This is a genomic window from Brevundimonas sp. TWP2-3-4b2, assembly GCF_049897345.1.
Classification (GTDB): Bacteria; Pseudomonadota; Alphaproteobacteria; order Caulobacterales; family Caulobacteraceae; genus Brevundimonas.
Map to the genome: position 1 here is coordinate 158,554 of NZ_JAFCWB010000001.1, position 15,460 is coordinate 174,013.

General features: G+C 68.1%; 13 protein-coding genes. 2 read left to right on the forward strand and 11 right to left on the reverse strand.

Annotation, left to right across the window (positions count from 1 at the left end):
* Nucleotides 1-239: 239 nt before the first annotated feature.
* Nucleotides 240-1,613, reverse strand: coding sequence for an HlyD family type I secretion periplasmic adaptor subunit (locus tag ACP7AS_RS00720; RefSeq protein ID WP_426026909.1), 1,374 nt, complete (start codon nt 1,611-1,613; stop codon nt 240-242).
* Nucleotides 1,610-3,460: a type I secretion system permease/ATPase gene (locus ACP7AS_RS00725; protein WP_426026910.1), complete on the reverse strand. Its 1,851-nt coding sequence runs from the start codon at nt 3,458-3,460 to the stop codon at nt 1,610-1,612. Before ACP7AS_RS00725 ends, ACP7AS_RS00720 begins: the two co-directional genes overlap by 4 nt.
* A gap of 397 nt (nt 3,461-3,857) precedes the next feature.
* Here ACP7AS_RS00725 and ACP7AS_RS00730 point away from each other — a divergent pair, with 397 nt between their 5' ends.
* Nucleotides 3,858-4,085 (forward strand): hypothetical protein, encoded by a 228-nt coding sequence (locus tag ACP7AS_RS00730; protein WP_426026911.1) that lies wholly within the window; start codon nt 3,858-3,860, stop codon nt 4,083-4,085.
* Between the two features lie 235 nt (nt 4,086-4,320).
* On the opposite strand, the gene ACP7AS_RS00735 is transcribed toward ACP7AS_RS00730, so the two are convergent.
* The 6 genes from ACP7AS_RS00735 to ACP7AS_RS00760 all read right to left on the reverse strand — a co-directional run bounded on the left by ACP7AS_RS00735 (nt 4,321) and on the right by ACP7AS_RS00760 (nt 10,515).
* Nucleotides 4,321-5,370 (reverse strand): nucleotidyltransferase family protein, encoded by a 1,050-nt coding sequence (locus ACP7AS_RS00735; protein WP_426026912.1) that lies wholly within the window; start codon nt 5,368-5,370, stop codon nt 4,321-4,323.
* A gap of 100 nt (nt 5,371-5,470) precedes the next feature.
* Nucleotides 5,471-6,115 (reverse strand): NeuD/PglB/VioB family sugar acetyltransferase, encoded by a 645-nt coding sequence (locus ACP7AS_RS00740; RefSeq protein ID WP_426026913.1) that lies wholly within the window; start codon nt 6,113-6,115, stop codon nt 5,471-5,473.
* Nucleotides 6,112-7,188, reverse strand: coding sequence for an N-acetylneuraminate synthase (neuB, locus tag ACP7AS_RS00745; RefSeq protein ID WP_426026914.1), 1,077 nt, complete (start codon nt 7,186-7,188; stop codon nt 6,112-6,114). Before neuB ends, ACP7AS_RS00740 begins: the two co-directional genes overlap by 4 nt.
* The gene (gene neuC / locus ACP7AS_RS00750; RefSeq protein ID WP_426026915.1) at nt 7,185-8,345 is read right to left on the reverse strand and encodes a UDP-N-acetylglucosamine 2-epimerase; all 1,161 of its coding nucleotides are present in this window, start codon (nt 8,343-8,345) and stop codon (nt 7,185-7,187) included. The genes neuB and neuC overlap by 4 nt, the downstream gene beginning before the upstream one ends.
* Nucleotides 8,342-9,508: a LegC family aminotransferase gene (locus tag ACP7AS_RS00755; protein WP_426026916.1), complete on the reverse strand. Its 1,167-nt coding sequence runs from the start codon at nt 9,506-9,508 to the stop codon at nt 8,342-8,344. The genes neuC and ACP7AS_RS00755 overlap by 4 nt, the downstream gene beginning before the upstream one ends.
* A complete protein-coding gene (locus tag ACP7AS_RS00760; RefSeq protein WP_426026917.1) occupies nt 9,505-10,515 on the reverse strand; it encodes an NAD-dependent 4,6-dehydratase LegB in 1,011 nt (336 codons plus the stop codon). The genes ACP7AS_RS00755 and ACP7AS_RS00760 overlap by 4 nt, the downstream gene beginning before the upstream one ends.
* Before the next feature lie 176 nt (nt 10,516-10,691).
* Here ACP7AS_RS00760 and ACP7AS_RS00765 point away from each other — a divergent pair, with 176 nt between their 5' ends.
* Nucleotides 10,692-11,699, forward strand: coding sequence for a M48 family metalloprotease (locus ACP7AS_RS00765; protein ID WP_426026918.1), 1,008 nt, complete (start codon nt 10,692-10,694; stop codon nt 11,697-11,699).
* Between the two features lie 3 nt (nt 11,700-11,702).
* Here ACP7AS_RS00765 and ACP7AS_RS00770 read toward each other — a convergent pair whose 3' ends face one another.
* From ACP7AS_RS00770 to ACP7AS_RS00780, 3 genes are all read right to left on the reverse strand, one after another.
* Nucleotides 11,703-12,389: a cytidylyltransferase domain-containing protein gene (locus tag ACP7AS_RS00770; RefSeq protein ID WP_426026919.1), complete on the reverse strand. Its 687-nt coding sequence runs from the start codon at nt 12,387-12,389 to the stop codon at nt 11,703-11,705.
* Nucleotides 12,386-14,596, reverse strand: a complete 2,211-nt coding sequence (locus ACP7AS_RS00775; RefSeq protein WP_426026920.1) for an AGE family epimerase/isomerase — start codon at nt 14,594-14,596, stop codon at nt 12,386-12,388. The genes ACP7AS_RS00770 and ACP7AS_RS00775 overlap by 4 nt, the downstream gene beginning before the upstream one ends.
* A gap of 79 nt (nt 14,597-14,675) precedes the next feature.
* The gene (locus tag ACP7AS_RS00780) at nt 14,676-15,296 is read right to left on the reverse strand and encodes a hypothetical protein (RefSeq protein WP_426026921.1); all 621 of its coding nucleotides are present in this window, start codon (nt 15,294-15,296) and stop codon (nt 14,676-14,678) included.
* Nucleotides 15,297-15,460: the final 164 nt, after the last annotated feature.

A 15,460-nucleotide genomic window follows, 5' to 3' on the forward strand; every position in this document is an offset into this window, starting at 1 on the left:
CGGTGCTCCAGCAGAATGACACCCTCACCCTTGCCACGTGCAGAAGGCGTGTGTCAGCTACCCACACGTTAGATTGATTGGCCCGAAAAGCGACCCTGTCGTTCGCCACTTTGCGGCCGCCCGCGAATACAGCGACGTGGCGACTGTATGTGAGCCCGAACGATCTGCTTCAGCGTCAGGGCGGGGATGCGCGCGAAGTCCGGGTCAGCGCGCTTTCGAATGCCCGCGTCTTGACGTCCCTATTGCTCGCTGCCTGACCGCCAGAGATTGTTGGTCAGGGGTTCCAGCAGGTATTCCAGCGCCGTTCGTTTCCGCAGCAGAATGATCACCTCCACCGGTGCGCCGGGGCGCAGCGCATTCGCTGCCCGTCCCAGGGTCCTGAGTTCAGAGGCCGGGACCACGATTTCGGCCCGGTAATAGGTCGATCCCGTCTGCTCGACGGTGAAGCTGTCGGCCGAAATCCGCGTCACCCGTCCCTGGATCTTGGGTGGACTGCGTTCGCGCAGACCCGGGAACCTCACTTCGGTCGTCATCCCGACGCGCAGGTTGTCGACGTCGTTCGGGTTGACCTGGGCCACGATGACCTGGGACGCGTCGCGGGGTACGACTTCCATCAGGGTCTGCCCCGGCTGAATGACCCCGCCCGCCGTGAAGATGGTCAGGCCCACGATCTCGCCTGATGCCGGTGCCCGGACCTCGGTGCGCGCAATCTGGGCCCTGAGTTCCAGCATCCGCGGCCGCAATTCGTTCAGCTGGACGTCGATCTGGCGCAGCTGGTCGGCCACATCCTCGTTCATCCGGGTGGCGACGCCCGAAACCTGCAGGCGGGTCTCGCCGATCGCTTCGCGCGAACGCGCGATCTGCGACCGCAGCGAACCCATCTCGCCGTCCAGCTGCGCGGCTGTCCGCTCCAGCGCGCGGACGCGGGTCAGGGGCGCATAGCCCTGATCCGCCAGGCTGCGCATGCCGGTCAGTTCCTCCTGGATCAGCCGCTGCTGTTCGACATTGGCGGCGATCTGCCGCTCATAGCCTTCGATCTGTTCGTCAAGCTGCGCGACCCGCTGGCCCAGCACCCCGGTCTCCGTCGACCGGCCACTCCGCCGGGCACCGAACTGCAACTGCTGGATCCGCAAGGACTCCCGCGCCAGAACAAGATCGTCTCCCGTAAGACCGGCGAACTCGGGCGGGGCCGGAATGGCTCCGAGCCGATCCCGCTCTGCGGTCAGGCGCGCTCTCTGGGCGATCAGGGCATAGACCTGGCTGGCCACGCCACGCTCGGTCGCCCGCAACTCACCCGACGCCAGTTGCAACAGGATCTGGCCGCGCCGGACCGTATCGCCTTCGGCCACGTGCAGGGCGCTGACCACGCCGCCCTCGCGATGCTGCACGGCCTGACGGTTGCCGATGACGGCGATCTGGCCCTGCGCATAGGCCCCTGCATCCAGCGGCGCAAAGGCCGCCCAGCCCAGGAAAATGACGAAGAACACGACAATGATGCCGCCGCCGATCACCAGTTCGCGGCGCGGCGTATCCGGGACCAGGCCCTGCTCGGTCTCCGTTGGAGGGGGCGGGGCACCGGGGGCGGATGTCGGAGGCGTGACGGCGTCTGTCATTCCGTGCGCCGGGAGGCTGGAAGGCCAGACGGTGGCTGAGGTGGATGCCGCTGGTCTGTGCCCGCCGGATGACCGGCGCGTCCGGGCACCTCGGCGGGCCTGTCGCCCGCGGGGCCCGGCGTCGCGTTTGGCCGACCGGCCGAGGTCCGCATTTTCGCCAACACTTCCTCGCGCGGCCCTTCCAGCTGGACGACACCCTCGCGCATCATCAGCAGACGGTCCACGCGCGCCAGCACACCCGCCCGATGGGCGATGATCACCACCGCCGCGCCGCGTGCGGCGGCCCCCAGGATCGCCTGCATCAGCGCCGCCTCGCCCTCCTGGTCGAGGTTGGAGTTCGGCTCGTCGAGCACCAGCAGCACGGGGTCATTATAGAGCGCTCGTGCCAAGGCGACGCGCTGGGCCTGTCCCGCCGAAAGCCCCTGGCCGGAGGGCCCCAGCACGGTGTCATAGCCCTGCGGCAGACGCTGGATCAGTTCATGCGCGCCCGCCGCCAGCGCGGCCTTCACCGCGCCCGCGTCGGCGGCTTCAGGGTCAAGCCCGGCGGATGTCGCGAAACGGGAGATGTTCTCCTTGATCGAACCGGCGAACAGGCTGGGAACCTGGGGCAGATAGCCGATCCAGCGCGCCAGATCGTCCCCCTCGCGCGCCTCGTATTCCGCGCCGTCGAGCCGGACGGCTCCGGACTGGGGTTGCAGCGCCCCGGCGATGACACGGGCGAGTGTGGTCTTGCCGGAGCCGCTGGCTCCGACGACGCCCAGCGTCTGTCCGGGGGTGAGGGTGAAGGACACGCCCCTCAACTGAGGCTGGTCGGTATCGGGAAACTTCACCGACACGCCCTCGACCTGCAGCTTGCCGGACGGGTCGGGCAGTATGATCCGTTCGCGCTCGACCGCGGCGGTGTTGACGAAAAGGTCGTTCAGGGTTTTCCAGCTACTCACCGCCTGAACTAGGCTGGGCCAGACCCCGACCAGCAGTTCGATCGGTGCCACGGCGCGGCTCAACAGGACCGAGGAGGCGATGATCGAGCCGGGCGAGATCTCGCTCTTGACCGCCAGATAGGCCGCGAGCCCGAGCGCGGAGGACTGAAGCACGAGACGCAGGAATTTGATCGCACCGGAGTAATGGCCGCCCGCCAGCAGGGCGTCGGCCTGGGCCGCGGTCGACAGGCGGCGTTGCGTGACCTGACGCGCGATGGACGACTGCCGCATGCCGAGGGCGCGAACGACCTCTGACTGGCTCGCAATTCCCTCCTGCGCGGCATAGGCGGAATTCTGCGACTGCATGGCCTTTTTCAGACGCGGCCGGGTATCGCGCTCGTTCATCCACGCCAGGGTGAACAGGACCCCGCCACCGACCAGGGTCAGCAACCCGATGGCCGGGTGCAGCAGGAAGCAGCACAGCAGATAGATCGGCGTCCAGGGCGCGTCGAACAGCGCCAGCATGCCCTGGCCGCTGATCGCGCCCCGGACGTGATCGAATTCGCGCATGGCCTGGGTGTTCGGCGACCTGGCCTGCAGGTCGACGACCCGGGCCAGCACCTTGCCCGACAGCAGCCGGTCGAGGCGCAGTCCCGCCCGCAGCATGAGCCTGCCGCGCAACCAGTCCAGCGCCGCCAGGGCCGCAAGGGCGAAAACGGCCACGATCGTGACCAGAACCAGCGTGGTCAGCCCGCCGGTCGGGACGACGCGGTCGTAGACCTGCATCATGTACAGCGTCGGCGTCAGATACAGCAGATTCACCAGGGCCGAAAACACCGCCGCCCAGACAAAGTGCGGGCGGCAGGCCTTTAACGCTGCGGCCAGGGGCTCGGTCCCCGGCTTGCTGGGCAGCAGGTGTTTCAACAAGACTGGGCCACGCGTGCTCTATTCAAGGTCTGACCTATAATACACTAGCGCTGTCGTGTTGACATCCACGGCTCACAACTTGCGCAAACACGTTCTTTCCCGCCCTCGTTTCGGCAGGCGGAGGCTAACCCCGTTTTATCGCGCGGAACGGGTGTGCGCTTCCGCCAAGCTGCAGACGGAACTGCCGCAGATAGCCAATTTACCCGACCCATCCGGCCCTGAACCGGTCGGCCTGCTCAGCTTTCGGCGGCGACGAAGTCGCAGTCGTGCGCAGATATTCTCTAAGGTTGCAATCACAACTGTTTTTTGCGCTTGCCTCCTCCGGTCGCCAATCGTATAAGCTCGAAATAGATGCGAACCAGATATCGCTCGGATTAATCTGTAGGGGAGAACTTACATGCGTAAGACCATTGCCGCTGTAACCGCGGGTCTGTTGCTGGTGGCCGGCCAAGCCGCAGCCGCTGGATCCAACAACGCCGTCGTCCGCGTTGGTGACCGCGTTGGAGCATCTTCGGAGGCTTCCAGCGAGTTCTCGGGCATTCCGCTCCCGGTCCTGCTGATCGGTGCCGCTGTAATCGTCGCCACCGTGATTGTGGCCTCGGATGACGACAGCGAGAGCGACTGACTTAAACTTCCGGCGCGTCATTCTTCGATCTCGCGCCTGATTTCCTGAAGTTCAGTTCTGGCCAGCACAACGATATCGCGTTAGCGATTTTCGTTGCGCTGGCCTTTTCGTTTGTCCGGGCCACAAACCAGAGAATTCGCTCGCGCGTCTTGTCAGACGTGCTGTTGTAGATGGCCCGCACGAATTTGGTTCACCCAGCGACGACCTGCGAGCGGACAAGAACTCCGCACACGGCTCAACCTTCGAACACCGCTCCAAAGTCCGCGTTGGCCTGCGCATAATCGGGCGGACGGCCGATATCCATCCAATAGCCCTCGGCGCGCTGAAGCCTGACCGGAAGATCGCGCGCGATCATGTCGGCGATCAGAGCGGGCATGTCGTAAAAGACGTCCCTGGGGATCAGGTCCAGAACCGCGGGCGACAGGACATACACGCCGGCGCTGATCATGTAGCTCTGCGTCGGTTTCTCATCGATGCGGATCACCCGGGCACCGCTGGCGTTCACCACCCCGAACGGAACCTGCATCTGGTAGTCGCGCACCACCACGGTGGCCAGGGCGTCCGATTGAAGGTGCGAGTCCAGCAGATGGCTGTAGTCGACCTTGGCAAGCACATCCCCGTTCGTGACCACACAGGGTTCGTCAGGCCGGGGCATCAGGCTGAGCGCGCCGCAGGTCCCCAGTGGCTTTTCCTCGCGCAGGTAGCGGATGTCGAGGCCACGCCCCGACCCATCGCCGAAATGGCCCTCGATCTGTTCGGCCTTGTAGTTCACGGCCAGCCAGAAGTTCCGGAACCCCTGCCCCGCCAGATTGCCGACGATGGTGTCGAGGATCGGCCGCGAGCCGACGGTCAGCATCGGCTTGGGCGTGTCGCGGGTCAGTTCGGCCAGTCGCTCGCCCTTGCCGCCGGCCATGATGATCACCGGATTGGTCCGCACCGGGATGTTGAGGAAATCCGCGACCGTAGCCAGGCCGACCACGCGGCGACCGTCATCGAGGATCGGCAACTGACGCAGGCTGTGGGCCCGCAACGTCGCCAGCATCGCCGCCGGATCCTGATGGGCGTCGGCGCAGACGGGCTTCGCATTGGCAGCTCCGATGGCCCGGTCCTCCATCCCCGCGCCCCTGATCAGGGCACGGCGCACGTCACCGTCGGACAGGGCACCCAGAAGCCGTCGCTCACCGTCGACGACCAGGGCGATGCCCGCTCCGGTCGAGTCGATCGAGATCAGGGCGTCGCGGAACGTCGCCTCCGGCCCGATCAGCGCCTTTTCCCACTGACGCATCACTGTATCCCCTGCCCGTCGTCGGCATCTGCCTCGACCGCATCGTCAGGCGCAGGGTCGCGCTGCGGTGCCGATCCGATCCACCCGCGTTCCCTGGCCTTCATGCAATTCCCCTGCGCCTGGCCGGTACGCCGATCAGCATGCCCTCGCCCACGCCCGCCTCAAGCACCACCGCGCCGGCACCCACCACCACACCCGGCTCGAGCCTGACGCCTTGTCGAATAACGGCACCGGCACCGATGTGGGAGCCCTCGCCCACTTCGACTTCGCCGCACAGGATGGCGCCGCTGGCGCAATGGGTGAAGGCACCGATACGGCAGCCGTGTTCGATGATGACGCCCGTGTTGACGATCGCCCCGGCTTCGATCCGCGCGCCGGCCTGGACCACGCTGCGGGCCAGAAGCTGGACCCCGACGGCCAGGGCGGCATGCGGGGAAACCACCACTGAGGGATGACGCACGCTGGTGAAATGAAAGCCTCTTGCCTCCAGCCGCACCTGCACACGCCGCCTCAGATCCCGGTCTCCGCCGGCACCGGTCCCGCCGATTCCGTTTGCGAGGTCATAGCCGGCTTCAGGGTCGAGGTTGTCGTCAGAGCCCAGCAGGTCGAGGCCGGGAAGACCGATCGCGCTATCCGGCCTGGGGTCCACAAAGCCCAGAACGGTTCGGCCTTCCGCCAGCAGGGCGTCAGCCACCACCGCGCCGTGCCCCCCCGCGCCGACAACGATGACGGGGCGGCCGCTCATGCCTCGACCGCCTCGTCGGCCTGATAGGCGCGCGCGGCCGGACGGCCCAGCATCGGCCAGACCTCCATGGGCGAGACGCCGTCGGCGGGCCTTTTGGCCGTCAGGTTGTCGAGACTCAGGGGCTCGCCCGCCGCGATCGGGCGGGCGGCGACCAGGCTCCGGCGGGCGATGGCGCGGTTGCCCAGTTCCTCAGGCGCCGGTGCCTTGATCGGGCGGCCGAGGGCGATCTCGACCTCGCGGATGGCGGCGATCATCGCGGCCAGTTCGACCGGCTCCAGCGAGGCGGCGTGATCCGGCCCCGGGCGGGTGCGGTCGAGGGTGAAATGCTTCTCGATCACTGTCGCGCCGCGGGCGACGGCGGCGATGGCCACGCTGGTCCCGAGCGTGTGGTCGGAATAGCCGACCGGCAGGCCGAAGGTTTCGGCCATCACATCCATGGCGCGCAGGTTCACAGCCTTCAGCGGCGTGGGGTATTCGGTCGTGCAGTGCAGCAGGGTGACGCGCTCGCGCAGCCGCGCCCGGGCGGCCGGACTGGCGAATGCCTCGGCCAGATCGGCCCTGCCCGTCGGGACGTCCGTCCGCGTCAGGCCGAAGGCGATCACCGACAGGGCGTCGCGGATCTCATCCAGGTCCGCCATGCCGGTCGAGACGATCAGCGGCTGGTCGAGCCGCGCGGCCGCCAGCAGCATGGGACCCCAGGTCAGGTCGCCCGACGGCAGCTTGATGGCGGGCATGCCCAGCGAAGACAGAAAGGCCAGGCTGTCGAGATCGAAGGCCGTCGACATGAAGCGCACACCCTGCGCGGCGGCATGGGCGGCCAACGCCTGATGGTCCTGATGCGCCAGCTCCAGGGCCTTGAGCATGGCAAACTGGCCGCCGTCCTCACCGGTGTTGCGTGTCTGGTAGGCTGCCTTGGCCGCACGGCGGGTGACCAGTTGTTCAGCCTGAAAGGTCTGGAATTTGACCGCGTCGGCCCCCGCCTCGGCGGCGACATCGATCATGCGGCGGGCGTCGTCCAGCGAGCCGTCGTGGTTGACCCCCGCCTCGGCGATGATGAAGACGCGGTCGCTCATGCGACGCGCTCATCGAACGACCGGGCCAGCAAGGTGGCGCGGGGCGGCGCGTGCCGCAGGATCTGGACAATGCGCGGGGCACTGAGACCGTCGCCATATGGATTGACGACGCTGGAGCAGTCGAGGGTCAACGCCCGTTCGACAGCTTGGCGGATCGCACCCGTCCGGGCAACACAGTGGATCACCGAGGCGGCGGACAGCCGGCCCTTCTGGCGGTCGCCGATGTCGACCGTCGGCACGCCGAACGACGGCGCTTCATACAGTCCGCTGGAAGAGTTGCCGACCACCGCATCGACCTGGGCCATCAGCGACAGGTAGCGCAATTGGCCGAGAGAAGCGAAGACTCGCACATCGGCACGGCCGCGACTCCAGTGGTCAAGCTCTGCCTCGATCGCGCGATGACCCGGATCTGCGTTGGGGCGGGTGATCCATTTCACGACGTCCGTCGGCAGGGCGTCCAGCGCCGCCAGCAGTGCCTTGAAATCCGCCTGTCCCCGATCCGCAGTCAGGGTCACCGGATGGAAGGTCACGAGGATGTTGCGCTCGCCCAGCGGCCCGCCCAGCGCGGCCTCCAGCGCGGCCCGGCTCAGCAACGGCTGCCGCCGCAACTGATCCAGCCCGGGGCTGCCGACGACATGAACCCGATCGGCCGTCGCACCCATCTGGCGGACGCGCCGCGCGGAGGTCTCGTGGGTGGTCAGATGGATGTGCGCCAACTGGGTCAGGGCGTGGCGGATGCTTTCGTCGAAGGCACCTTCGGTCGTGTCGCCGCCGGCGATATGGGCGATCGGAACGCCGTGGATCAGCGCTGCCTGCGCCGCCGCCAATATCTCATACCTGTCGCCCAGGATCAGCATGATGTCAGGCTTCAGCGCCTCCAGCGCGTCCGATACGCCGGTCAGGCAGCGTGCCATGGCCCGCACGATATCTCCCGGGTCGTCAGCCTCGAGACCCAGCGGCACGCGGGCGTCGATGCGGAAACCGTCGGCCTCGATCTGGTCGGCCGTCATGCCGAAGCGGGCTTCAAGGTGCGAACCGGTGGCGATCAGCTGCAGTTCCAGATCCCCGGCCGCGCGGATGTCGTGCATCACCCATTGCAGCAGGCCGTAGTCGGCCCGCCCTCCCGTGATCACGCAGATCCGGCGGCGCGCGCTCATACGTCCGCCAGTTTGGCGCTGCTGGGCAGGTTGATGACGCTGGCTTCCAGCGCCTCGGCGACCGGCAGGGCATCACGGGGGCAGGCCGCATACATCGGCAGGCGGTGCATCAGCGTCCACAGCGGCCGGGCCATGAAACCTTCGCCGTTCAGGGTTTCGAGCAGGGCGTCGCGCATCGCCATGTCAGGCCGGTCGAGGATCAGGGCATTGAGCCAGTGGTTGACCTCGGCACCGAGCCGGGCGGTCAGGAGACGCGCGCCCTCCACATCGCGGAACACTTCGGCATAGCGCTGCGCCAGCAGTGTCTTGCGCGCTATCATGTCGGGCAACCGTTCCAGCTGGGCGCAGCCGAGGGCGGCGTTGAGGTTGGGCATGCGATAGTTCCAGCCCACCTCGTCATGCACGAACGACCATTTGTGCGGCAGGCGCGCAGTGGTGGTCAGGTGTTTGGCGCGCCGGGCCAGATCGGGATCGTTGGTCAGGATCGCCCCGCCTCCGCCCGTGGTGACGATCTTGTTGCCGTTGAAGCTGAGCGCAGAGACCCGCCCCACATTCCCCAGGTGCCGGCCGTTCCAGCGGGAGCCCAGGCCCTCGGCGGCGTCCTCGACCAGCGCCAGCTTCCAGCGGGCCGCGACCTCGGCCAGCCCATCCAGATCGCAGGGGTGGCCAAAGACGTGCATGACCATCAGTGCCCGGATCGGGGTTGCGGTGCGCGTGTTGACGCAGACGTCGCCGTCGACGCGCGCGGTTTCCCGCAGATGGGCCTCAAGCCGCACAGGATCGACGCCCAGGGTCACGGCTTCGGAGTCCACGAAATGCGGCGTCGCGCCCTGATAGGCGACGGCGTTGGCCGTGGCGACAAAGGTCAGGCTCGGGACCAGCACCTCATCGCCCGCCTGAACCCCGGCAAGGCGCAGGCAGATGTCGAGCGCGGCGGTACCATTCGAGGTGGCGATCGCGTGGGCGGCGCCGGTGATACGCTCAAGGTCGCGTTCGATACGGTCGACATAGGCTCCCACGGACGAGACCCAGCCCGTGTCGAGGCAGTCCTTCAGATAGGTCCACTCCTGCCCCCGGAACTCGGGCTCATGCAGGGCCACGCCGCCGTCCGACCCGGGCAGGGCCGCACGCACCGCCGCGAGGACCTGATCGGGCAGACTCACAGCACGTACCGATCGGCCTTGTAGCGGGCGAGATTCGCGGGATCGCCGAACCAGTCGATGGTCTGGCGCAGACCGTGCGCGAATCCCTCGCCGCCGCCGTACTCCGGGGTCCAACCGGTCAGGGACTGCATCAGGCGGCTGTCGGCCCACAGTCTTTCGACCTCGCTGGCCTCGGGGCGCAAGCGCTGGTCATCGGTGACGATGGCGACGTCGCGGCCCATCAGGGCGATGATCTGGCGCGCCGTGTCGCCGATCGAGATCTCGAATTCGCTGCCGACATTGACCGTCCGGCCCACGGCGGCGTCGCACTCGGCCAGGGCCTCAAAGCCACGGGCTGTGTCAGCGACGAAGGTGAAGTCGCGGGTCGGATGCACGGCACCGAGCTTGATCTCCCGCGCACCGGCGGCGATCTGGGTGATGACGGTCGGGATCACCGCCCGCGCGGACTGCCTCGGCCCATAGGTGTTGAACGGCCGGATCACCGTCACCGGCGTCCCGAAGGCGGCATGAAAACTCAGCGCGATCTGGTCCGCGCCGATCTTGCTGGCCGAATAGGGCGACTGACCCTGCAGCGGATGGGCCTCGGTGATCGGCACGAACCGGGCGGTGCCGTAGACCTCGCTGGTCGAGGTGTGGACCACCCGCTCGACGCCCAGATCCCGCGCCGCCTGGACGATATTCAGTGTGCCCAGAACATTGGTCTCAACGTAGGTCTGGGGCGAGTGATAGCTGTAGGGAATGGCGATCAGGGCCGCGAGGTGAAGCACCACGTCGCAGCCGGTCATGGCCGTACGCACCCCGTGCGGATCGCGAATGTCGCCGGCGAAGACGTCCAGATCCTTGCGGATGTCCGCCGGGCTGTCGTCCAGCCAGCCCCACCCGCCCAGGCTGTTGTACTGGACAAAAGCGCGTACGTCGCAACCGCGCCGGACCAGCCGTTCGACCAGATGCGAGCCGATGAAGCCGTCCGCGCCGGTAACCAGTATGCGCTTGTCGTCCAGTCTCATGGGGTCCGTCCCGGTCGGCGAATGCGCCGCAGGGCCAAGGTGGTTGATGGCCGTTAAGGAACCGAAAAGGGCGGGGACTGCAACGGCCGGCTGCCGCGCAAAATCCGGTTGCCTGCGCCGCCCTGATCCTGTCTCTGGGAGAGCCGGCTGTCCATGCTGGCGATCGAACCCGCGCCATGCTGTCTCGTAACCGTCTGTTGTCCGCCGCGTTCGCCTTCGCCGCCGCTGGCACCCTCGTCGCCTGCGGACAGGCTCCGGCAGGCGGTGCCTTGACCATCGGGGTCGCAGACGCGGCGTCGCAACGGCTGACGACGCTGACGGCGCTGGACCAGCGCGTCGCCCGGGTGGCTCAACGGCTGTCCGAGGCCAATGTCGATCTTTGTCCGGCCGTCCGGCAGTCGGCCGGCTGGGCCCTGCATTCCGCCAATCAGTACAGCAACGAGCTGAGACCCCTGGTCCAGTCGCGCTTCGGTCTCGAAGGCGATCTGCCCGGTGTGCTCTCCGCGCCGGCGGGTTCGGCCGCGGCGGATGCGGATCTGCGTGAGGGGGACCTGATCCTCGCCGCCAACGGCACCGCCCTGAACGCTGGTCCGACCCGCGCCACACCCGCGTTCGAGGGTCTGGCCGCCAATGTCGCCGTTCTGGACCGCGCCCTGTCTGGCGGCGTGACCCGGCTCGAGATTCGCCGCAGCGGCCAGCCTCTGAGCGTCACGATCGAGCCCCATCGCGCGTGCGGCTATGACGTCCAGCTGAACCCGTCCGACGAGCTCAATGCCCGCGCTGACGGTCGGCGACTGTTCATCAGCACGGCTCTGGCCGGCTTCACCCGGTCGGATGACGAGCTGGCGCTGATCCTCGGCCATGAACTGGCCCACCATGTGCTGAGACACCGCGACTGGAGCGACGTGGGCGGGGCCGGACGCCAGGCCAATGACGCGACGGCCATCACCGGTGCCGGCGACAAGGAAACCCAGGCCGACAGGGTCGGCCTGTATCTGGCGGCCCGCGCCGGTTACGAGACCCGGATCGCTCCGGCCTTCTGGCGCCGCTTCGGAGCCTACAACTGGCGCGTCCGCTATCCGCAGTTGCGCCACGCCTCGGCCGAAGCCCGCGCCCGGGCCCTGGAACAGGTGCAGGTCGAGATCGACACGAAACGGGCCGCGGGCGGCCCCCTCCTGCCCTGACGGTCAGTCCGCCAACCGCTCGGCGGTGTGCAGATCATCCAGGGTGTCGATGTCCACCGAGCGTTCGACCGGCATCTCATAGGCCGCGGTCTCGCCTGCCTTGCACAGCGTCCGCCCGGCCCAGAGCCAGGCGAGGTCCGCGACATAGACCGCGCCGTTGATCCGGTACGCCGGCGGCAGATCCTGACGCCGCCAGGCCCGCCCGCCCGAGTCCGGGACAAAGGGGGTCATCCGACCCGCCGCATCGCGACCGAAGATCAGATAGGGATGGCAGGGGGCCTCGCTGACGGAGACTGCGCCGGGAGCCCCCGCGGCGGCCATCAGCGCCAGCGTCCCCTCAATGTCTCCGGCGGTCCGCAGCGGCGACGTCGGCTGCAGCAAGACGACGATGTCATGGCCCGGCACACGGTCTGCGGCATCCAGCAGCACATCCACCGAAGCGGCCGTGTCGCTGGACAGGTCGGGCGTTCGCCGGAACGGAGCCTCACATCCCAGCGACTGCGCGGTGTCGATGATCTCCGGATCGTCCGACGACAGGATCAACCGGTCGATACTGTTCGCCGCCTGCGCCGCCCGGATGGTCCATGCGATCAGCGGCGCGCCGCGAAATGGCAACAGGTTCTTGCGCGGCAGCCCCTTGGATCCGCCCCGCGCCGTGATGACGGCCAGAACCGACCGGTCGCCGATCAAGACGCTTCCCCCACCTGCCAGCCGATCTCAGGCAGGACCGCCGCCGTCGCCCGCAGCTGCCGGTATGCCACTGCGATGTGATAGAAGGAGCTGGCCGGGGCCGCTTCCTCAACGAAACCCCCGTCAGGCTTCATCTTGTCGCGCCACAGGCCTGAGGGCTCCAGATAACGCTGCAGGCCCGACAGCGCCTTGCGCGCGTCGTCCAGCAGCACAATCCGCCGCCCGCCTTCGGCTGCCTCAGCCAGAATCAGCGCCGCCTTCAGCCGTTCGGTCTGTGGCCAGAGCCGCCCGTGCGCCGAGCGCACCGTCAGATCATCGTTCAGCGCGTCGATGGCGACGCCGCGACCGGGGTCGACGCCGCGCCCGCCGATCTCGTAGAGCCGGGCCGCCGCCTCCATGGCCCGGACGTCGCCCCGCGACCGGCCCCAACGGGTCAGCAGCCAGCACCATTCGAACTGGTGTCCGGGTTCGACCAGACGGCCGTCATCGCCCGCCGCCGGCTGCCATTCAGCGTCGAAGAACTCACGCAGGACTCCACCGTCTGCATCGATGAAAGCGCGCCGGGCCAGAGCGACGATTTCGTCTACCATTTGCGTCCAGCCAGCCGCGGGCTCGATCTCTTCCCAGGCCATGCAGGCCTCGAGCAGATGCATGTGGGCGTTGGCCTGATACGGATGATCGCCCGTCTCTCGCCACCCGCCGGCCGGTGCGCGCAGGGCGGCCAGGGCAGAGCGCAAGGCATGGGCGCGCTCCGCCATCATCGCCGGTTCGATGCCGGCTTTGGCGGCGGCCGCGAAGGCGAACAGGGCGAAGGCCTGATCATACAGGGAGGCCGTATCGTCGAGAGGCGCGCCGTCCAACGACACCCGGGTCCGATAGAGGCCGTCCGGTCGCCGGTTGGTCGTCTCGAACCGTGCCAGCCCCCGGCTGACCAGCGACCGCCAGGGACCCGCCCATCCGCTCTCACCGGCGACGGCGAACACATAGGCTTGGCGGGCCTGCACCCGCGCCCGGCGGAAGTCGCCCAAGGGCCGCCCCGAACGGTCCATGGCTTCCCGGAAGCCGCCGTCCTCGTCCACGCCCAGGGTGGCCCAGACCGGCAGGGCGTTGAGCCGCATCCAGCCGTCGAACGCGCGGGCGCGTTCGGCCAGGGTTCCGCCCGCCGTCGATGGCCCGGCCGCATGGCGCGGAGAGATATCGCGCAGCTGTTCGACCAGCCCTTTGACCTCCTGTGCCCGGTCGAGGTTGCAGACGAGCACCGCATCCCGTTCCGCGATGATCGCCAGGTTGCTGACCCCGACGGTGGCGACCACCATGCCGTCGCCCGCGCGCACCAGGCCGGTGTCGCCCTCGGTCGCGATCCAGATACCGCGGTCTGCTGCACCCGCTGCGGCCACCGCGTCCCATGCGCCCAGGTCCGACCAGGCGTAGTCGACGGGCAGGACCGAGATCCGGCGGCTATGCTCCATGACGGCATAGTCGATGGAAATCTTCGGAGCACTCCGGAAGATATCCGACAGCAGGATGACCTGGCCCCCGTCACGGGGAACAGCGTCGCGCGCGGCGCGGGCCACATCAGGGGCGAAGGTGTCCAGCTCGTCCAGAAGGGCCGAGGCCCGCACCATGAAGTTGCCGCTGTTCCAGAGATAGCCGTCGCGCACATGGCTTTCCGCCAGGATCCGGTCCGGCTTCTCGACAAAGGCCATCACGGGTGAGAGGCCGGGCCCCTCCGGACGAATATAGCCATAGGCGGACGACGGCCCGGTCGGCCGGATCCCAAAGGTGACGATCCGACCCTCCCCGGCCGCCGGCAGGGCCTCCAGCACCGCAAGCCGGAAGGCTGCGTCATCCGGGATATGGTGGTCCGAGGCCACGAACAGCGCCACACCATTCGGGGCGTTCCGGACGATCCAGGCCGCCGCCGCCGCCATGGCAGGGGCCGACTCCCGGCCTTCCGGCTCGAGCAGGACCGTCGCCTCAATACCCAGAGCCGCCAGCTGTTCGACCACGAAGGCCCGATGGGCCTCGCCAGCCACGATCAGTAACCGCCCACCGTCGCCCGTCAGGCGCTCGACGCGGCGCGCCGTCTCCTGAAACAGCGACAGATCACTGGCCAGGTCAATGAACTGCTTGGGCCGGGCCGGACGCGAGGCCGGCCACAAGCGCGTCCCCGCGCCGCCACACAGAATCACCGGAAATATCGCCACGATCGCTCCCTGTCAGGAGCCATAGACGGGTGAACGGCCTGCCGCAAACATACTGCGGCCCGCCCGACGAAGAAAGCGGTCAGGGAGCCGGTGACAGGGCGTCCGGTGACAGGCCGGGTGCCGGATCAGTCACAGGAGCGGGCGTTTCGGGCGTCTCGACGGCCGGGCTCTGCACCCATGCCGCCGTGGCGTTCAGGGCCGCAGTCGCCTCGAGAAAGGTGCCCGGCTTCATCGAGGGCTCGGCCGCCGTCTGCAGCCCGGCGACCCGCGCCAGATCGGCGATAAAGCTGATGCAGTTGCGGCGCCGCAGGTCATACAGCGATCCCTCCCGTCCGTTCCACCAGTCCGACCGGGCGCGAACCGCCCGATAGACCGCGTCGCTGACGGTCAGCCGCAGATAGGGCTTGCCCTCCCCGACGTAGCGGGCCTCGGGCGTGGCCACCATGCCGGGACCGTTGGCCAGCAGCAGGTGCGGCCCCGGATATTTCGCGGTGAAGCCGGCGGCCCAGTCGACGGCATCGCCGGTATCGTCGAGGGATCCCGAGGCGTGGACAAAGGCGTGAGGGAACAGCAGGTCCCCGCCCCGGATCCTCACGCCCGGGTGGGCGTAGAAGGTCAGGGTCACCGCCGCCCAGGCGGGTGAGGCGATGAGCGCCAGCGCCGCGCCCAGCAGGCCGGCGCGTCCGAGCAGTCCGATCATATGTGGTCTCCAACGGCCCCGTCGGCATCCTAGTGGACCTTGGGCTGAACCTGCAAAGGCCGCAGTCGCCATCGCCCGGCGGTCCGCCCCCTGCGTGTGCGGAGACAGCCGTGACGGCTGCGCAACGCGTCCCCGGGGGCCCCGCATTGACAGTCGGGCCGTCC

Coding starts and splice junctions, on each gene's coding strand:
- ACP7AS_RS00730 (WP_426026911.1), top strand. CDS start 3,858: ATGCGTAAGACCATTGCCGCTGTAACCGCGGGTCTGTTGCTGGTGGCC.
- ACP7AS_RS00780 (WP_426026921.1), bottom strand. CDS start 15,296: ATGATCGGACTGCTCGGACGCGCCGGCCTGCTGGGCGCGGCGCTGGCG.
- ACP7AS_RS00720 (WP_426026909.1), bottom strand. CDS start 1,613: ATGACAGACGCCGTCACGCCTCCGACATCCGCCCCCGGTGCCCCGCCC.
- ACP7AS_RS00760 (WP_426026917.1), bottom strand. CDS start 10,515: ATGAGACTGGACGACAAGCGCATACTGGTTACCGGCGCGGACGGCTTC.
- neuB (WP_426026914.1), bottom strand. CDS start 7,188: ATGAGCGACCGCGTCTTCATCATCGCCGAGGCGGGGGTCAACCACGAC.
- ACP7AS_RS00735 (WP_426026912.1), bottom strand. CDS start 5,370: ATGCGTCAGTGGGAAAAGGCGCTGATCGGGCCGGAGGCGACGTTCCGC.
- neuC (WP_426026915.1), bottom strand. CDS start 8,345: ATGAGCGCGCGCCGCCGGATCTGCGTGATCACGGGAGGGCGGGCCGAC.
- ACP7AS_RS00765 (WP_426026918.1), top strand. CDS start 10,692: ATGCTGTCTCGTAACCGTCTGTTGTCCGCCGCGTTCGCCTTCGCCGCC.
- ACP7AS_RS00740 (WP_426026913.1), bottom strand. CDS start 6,115: ATGAGCGGCCGCCCCGTCATCGTTGTCGGCGCGGGGGGGCACGGCGCG.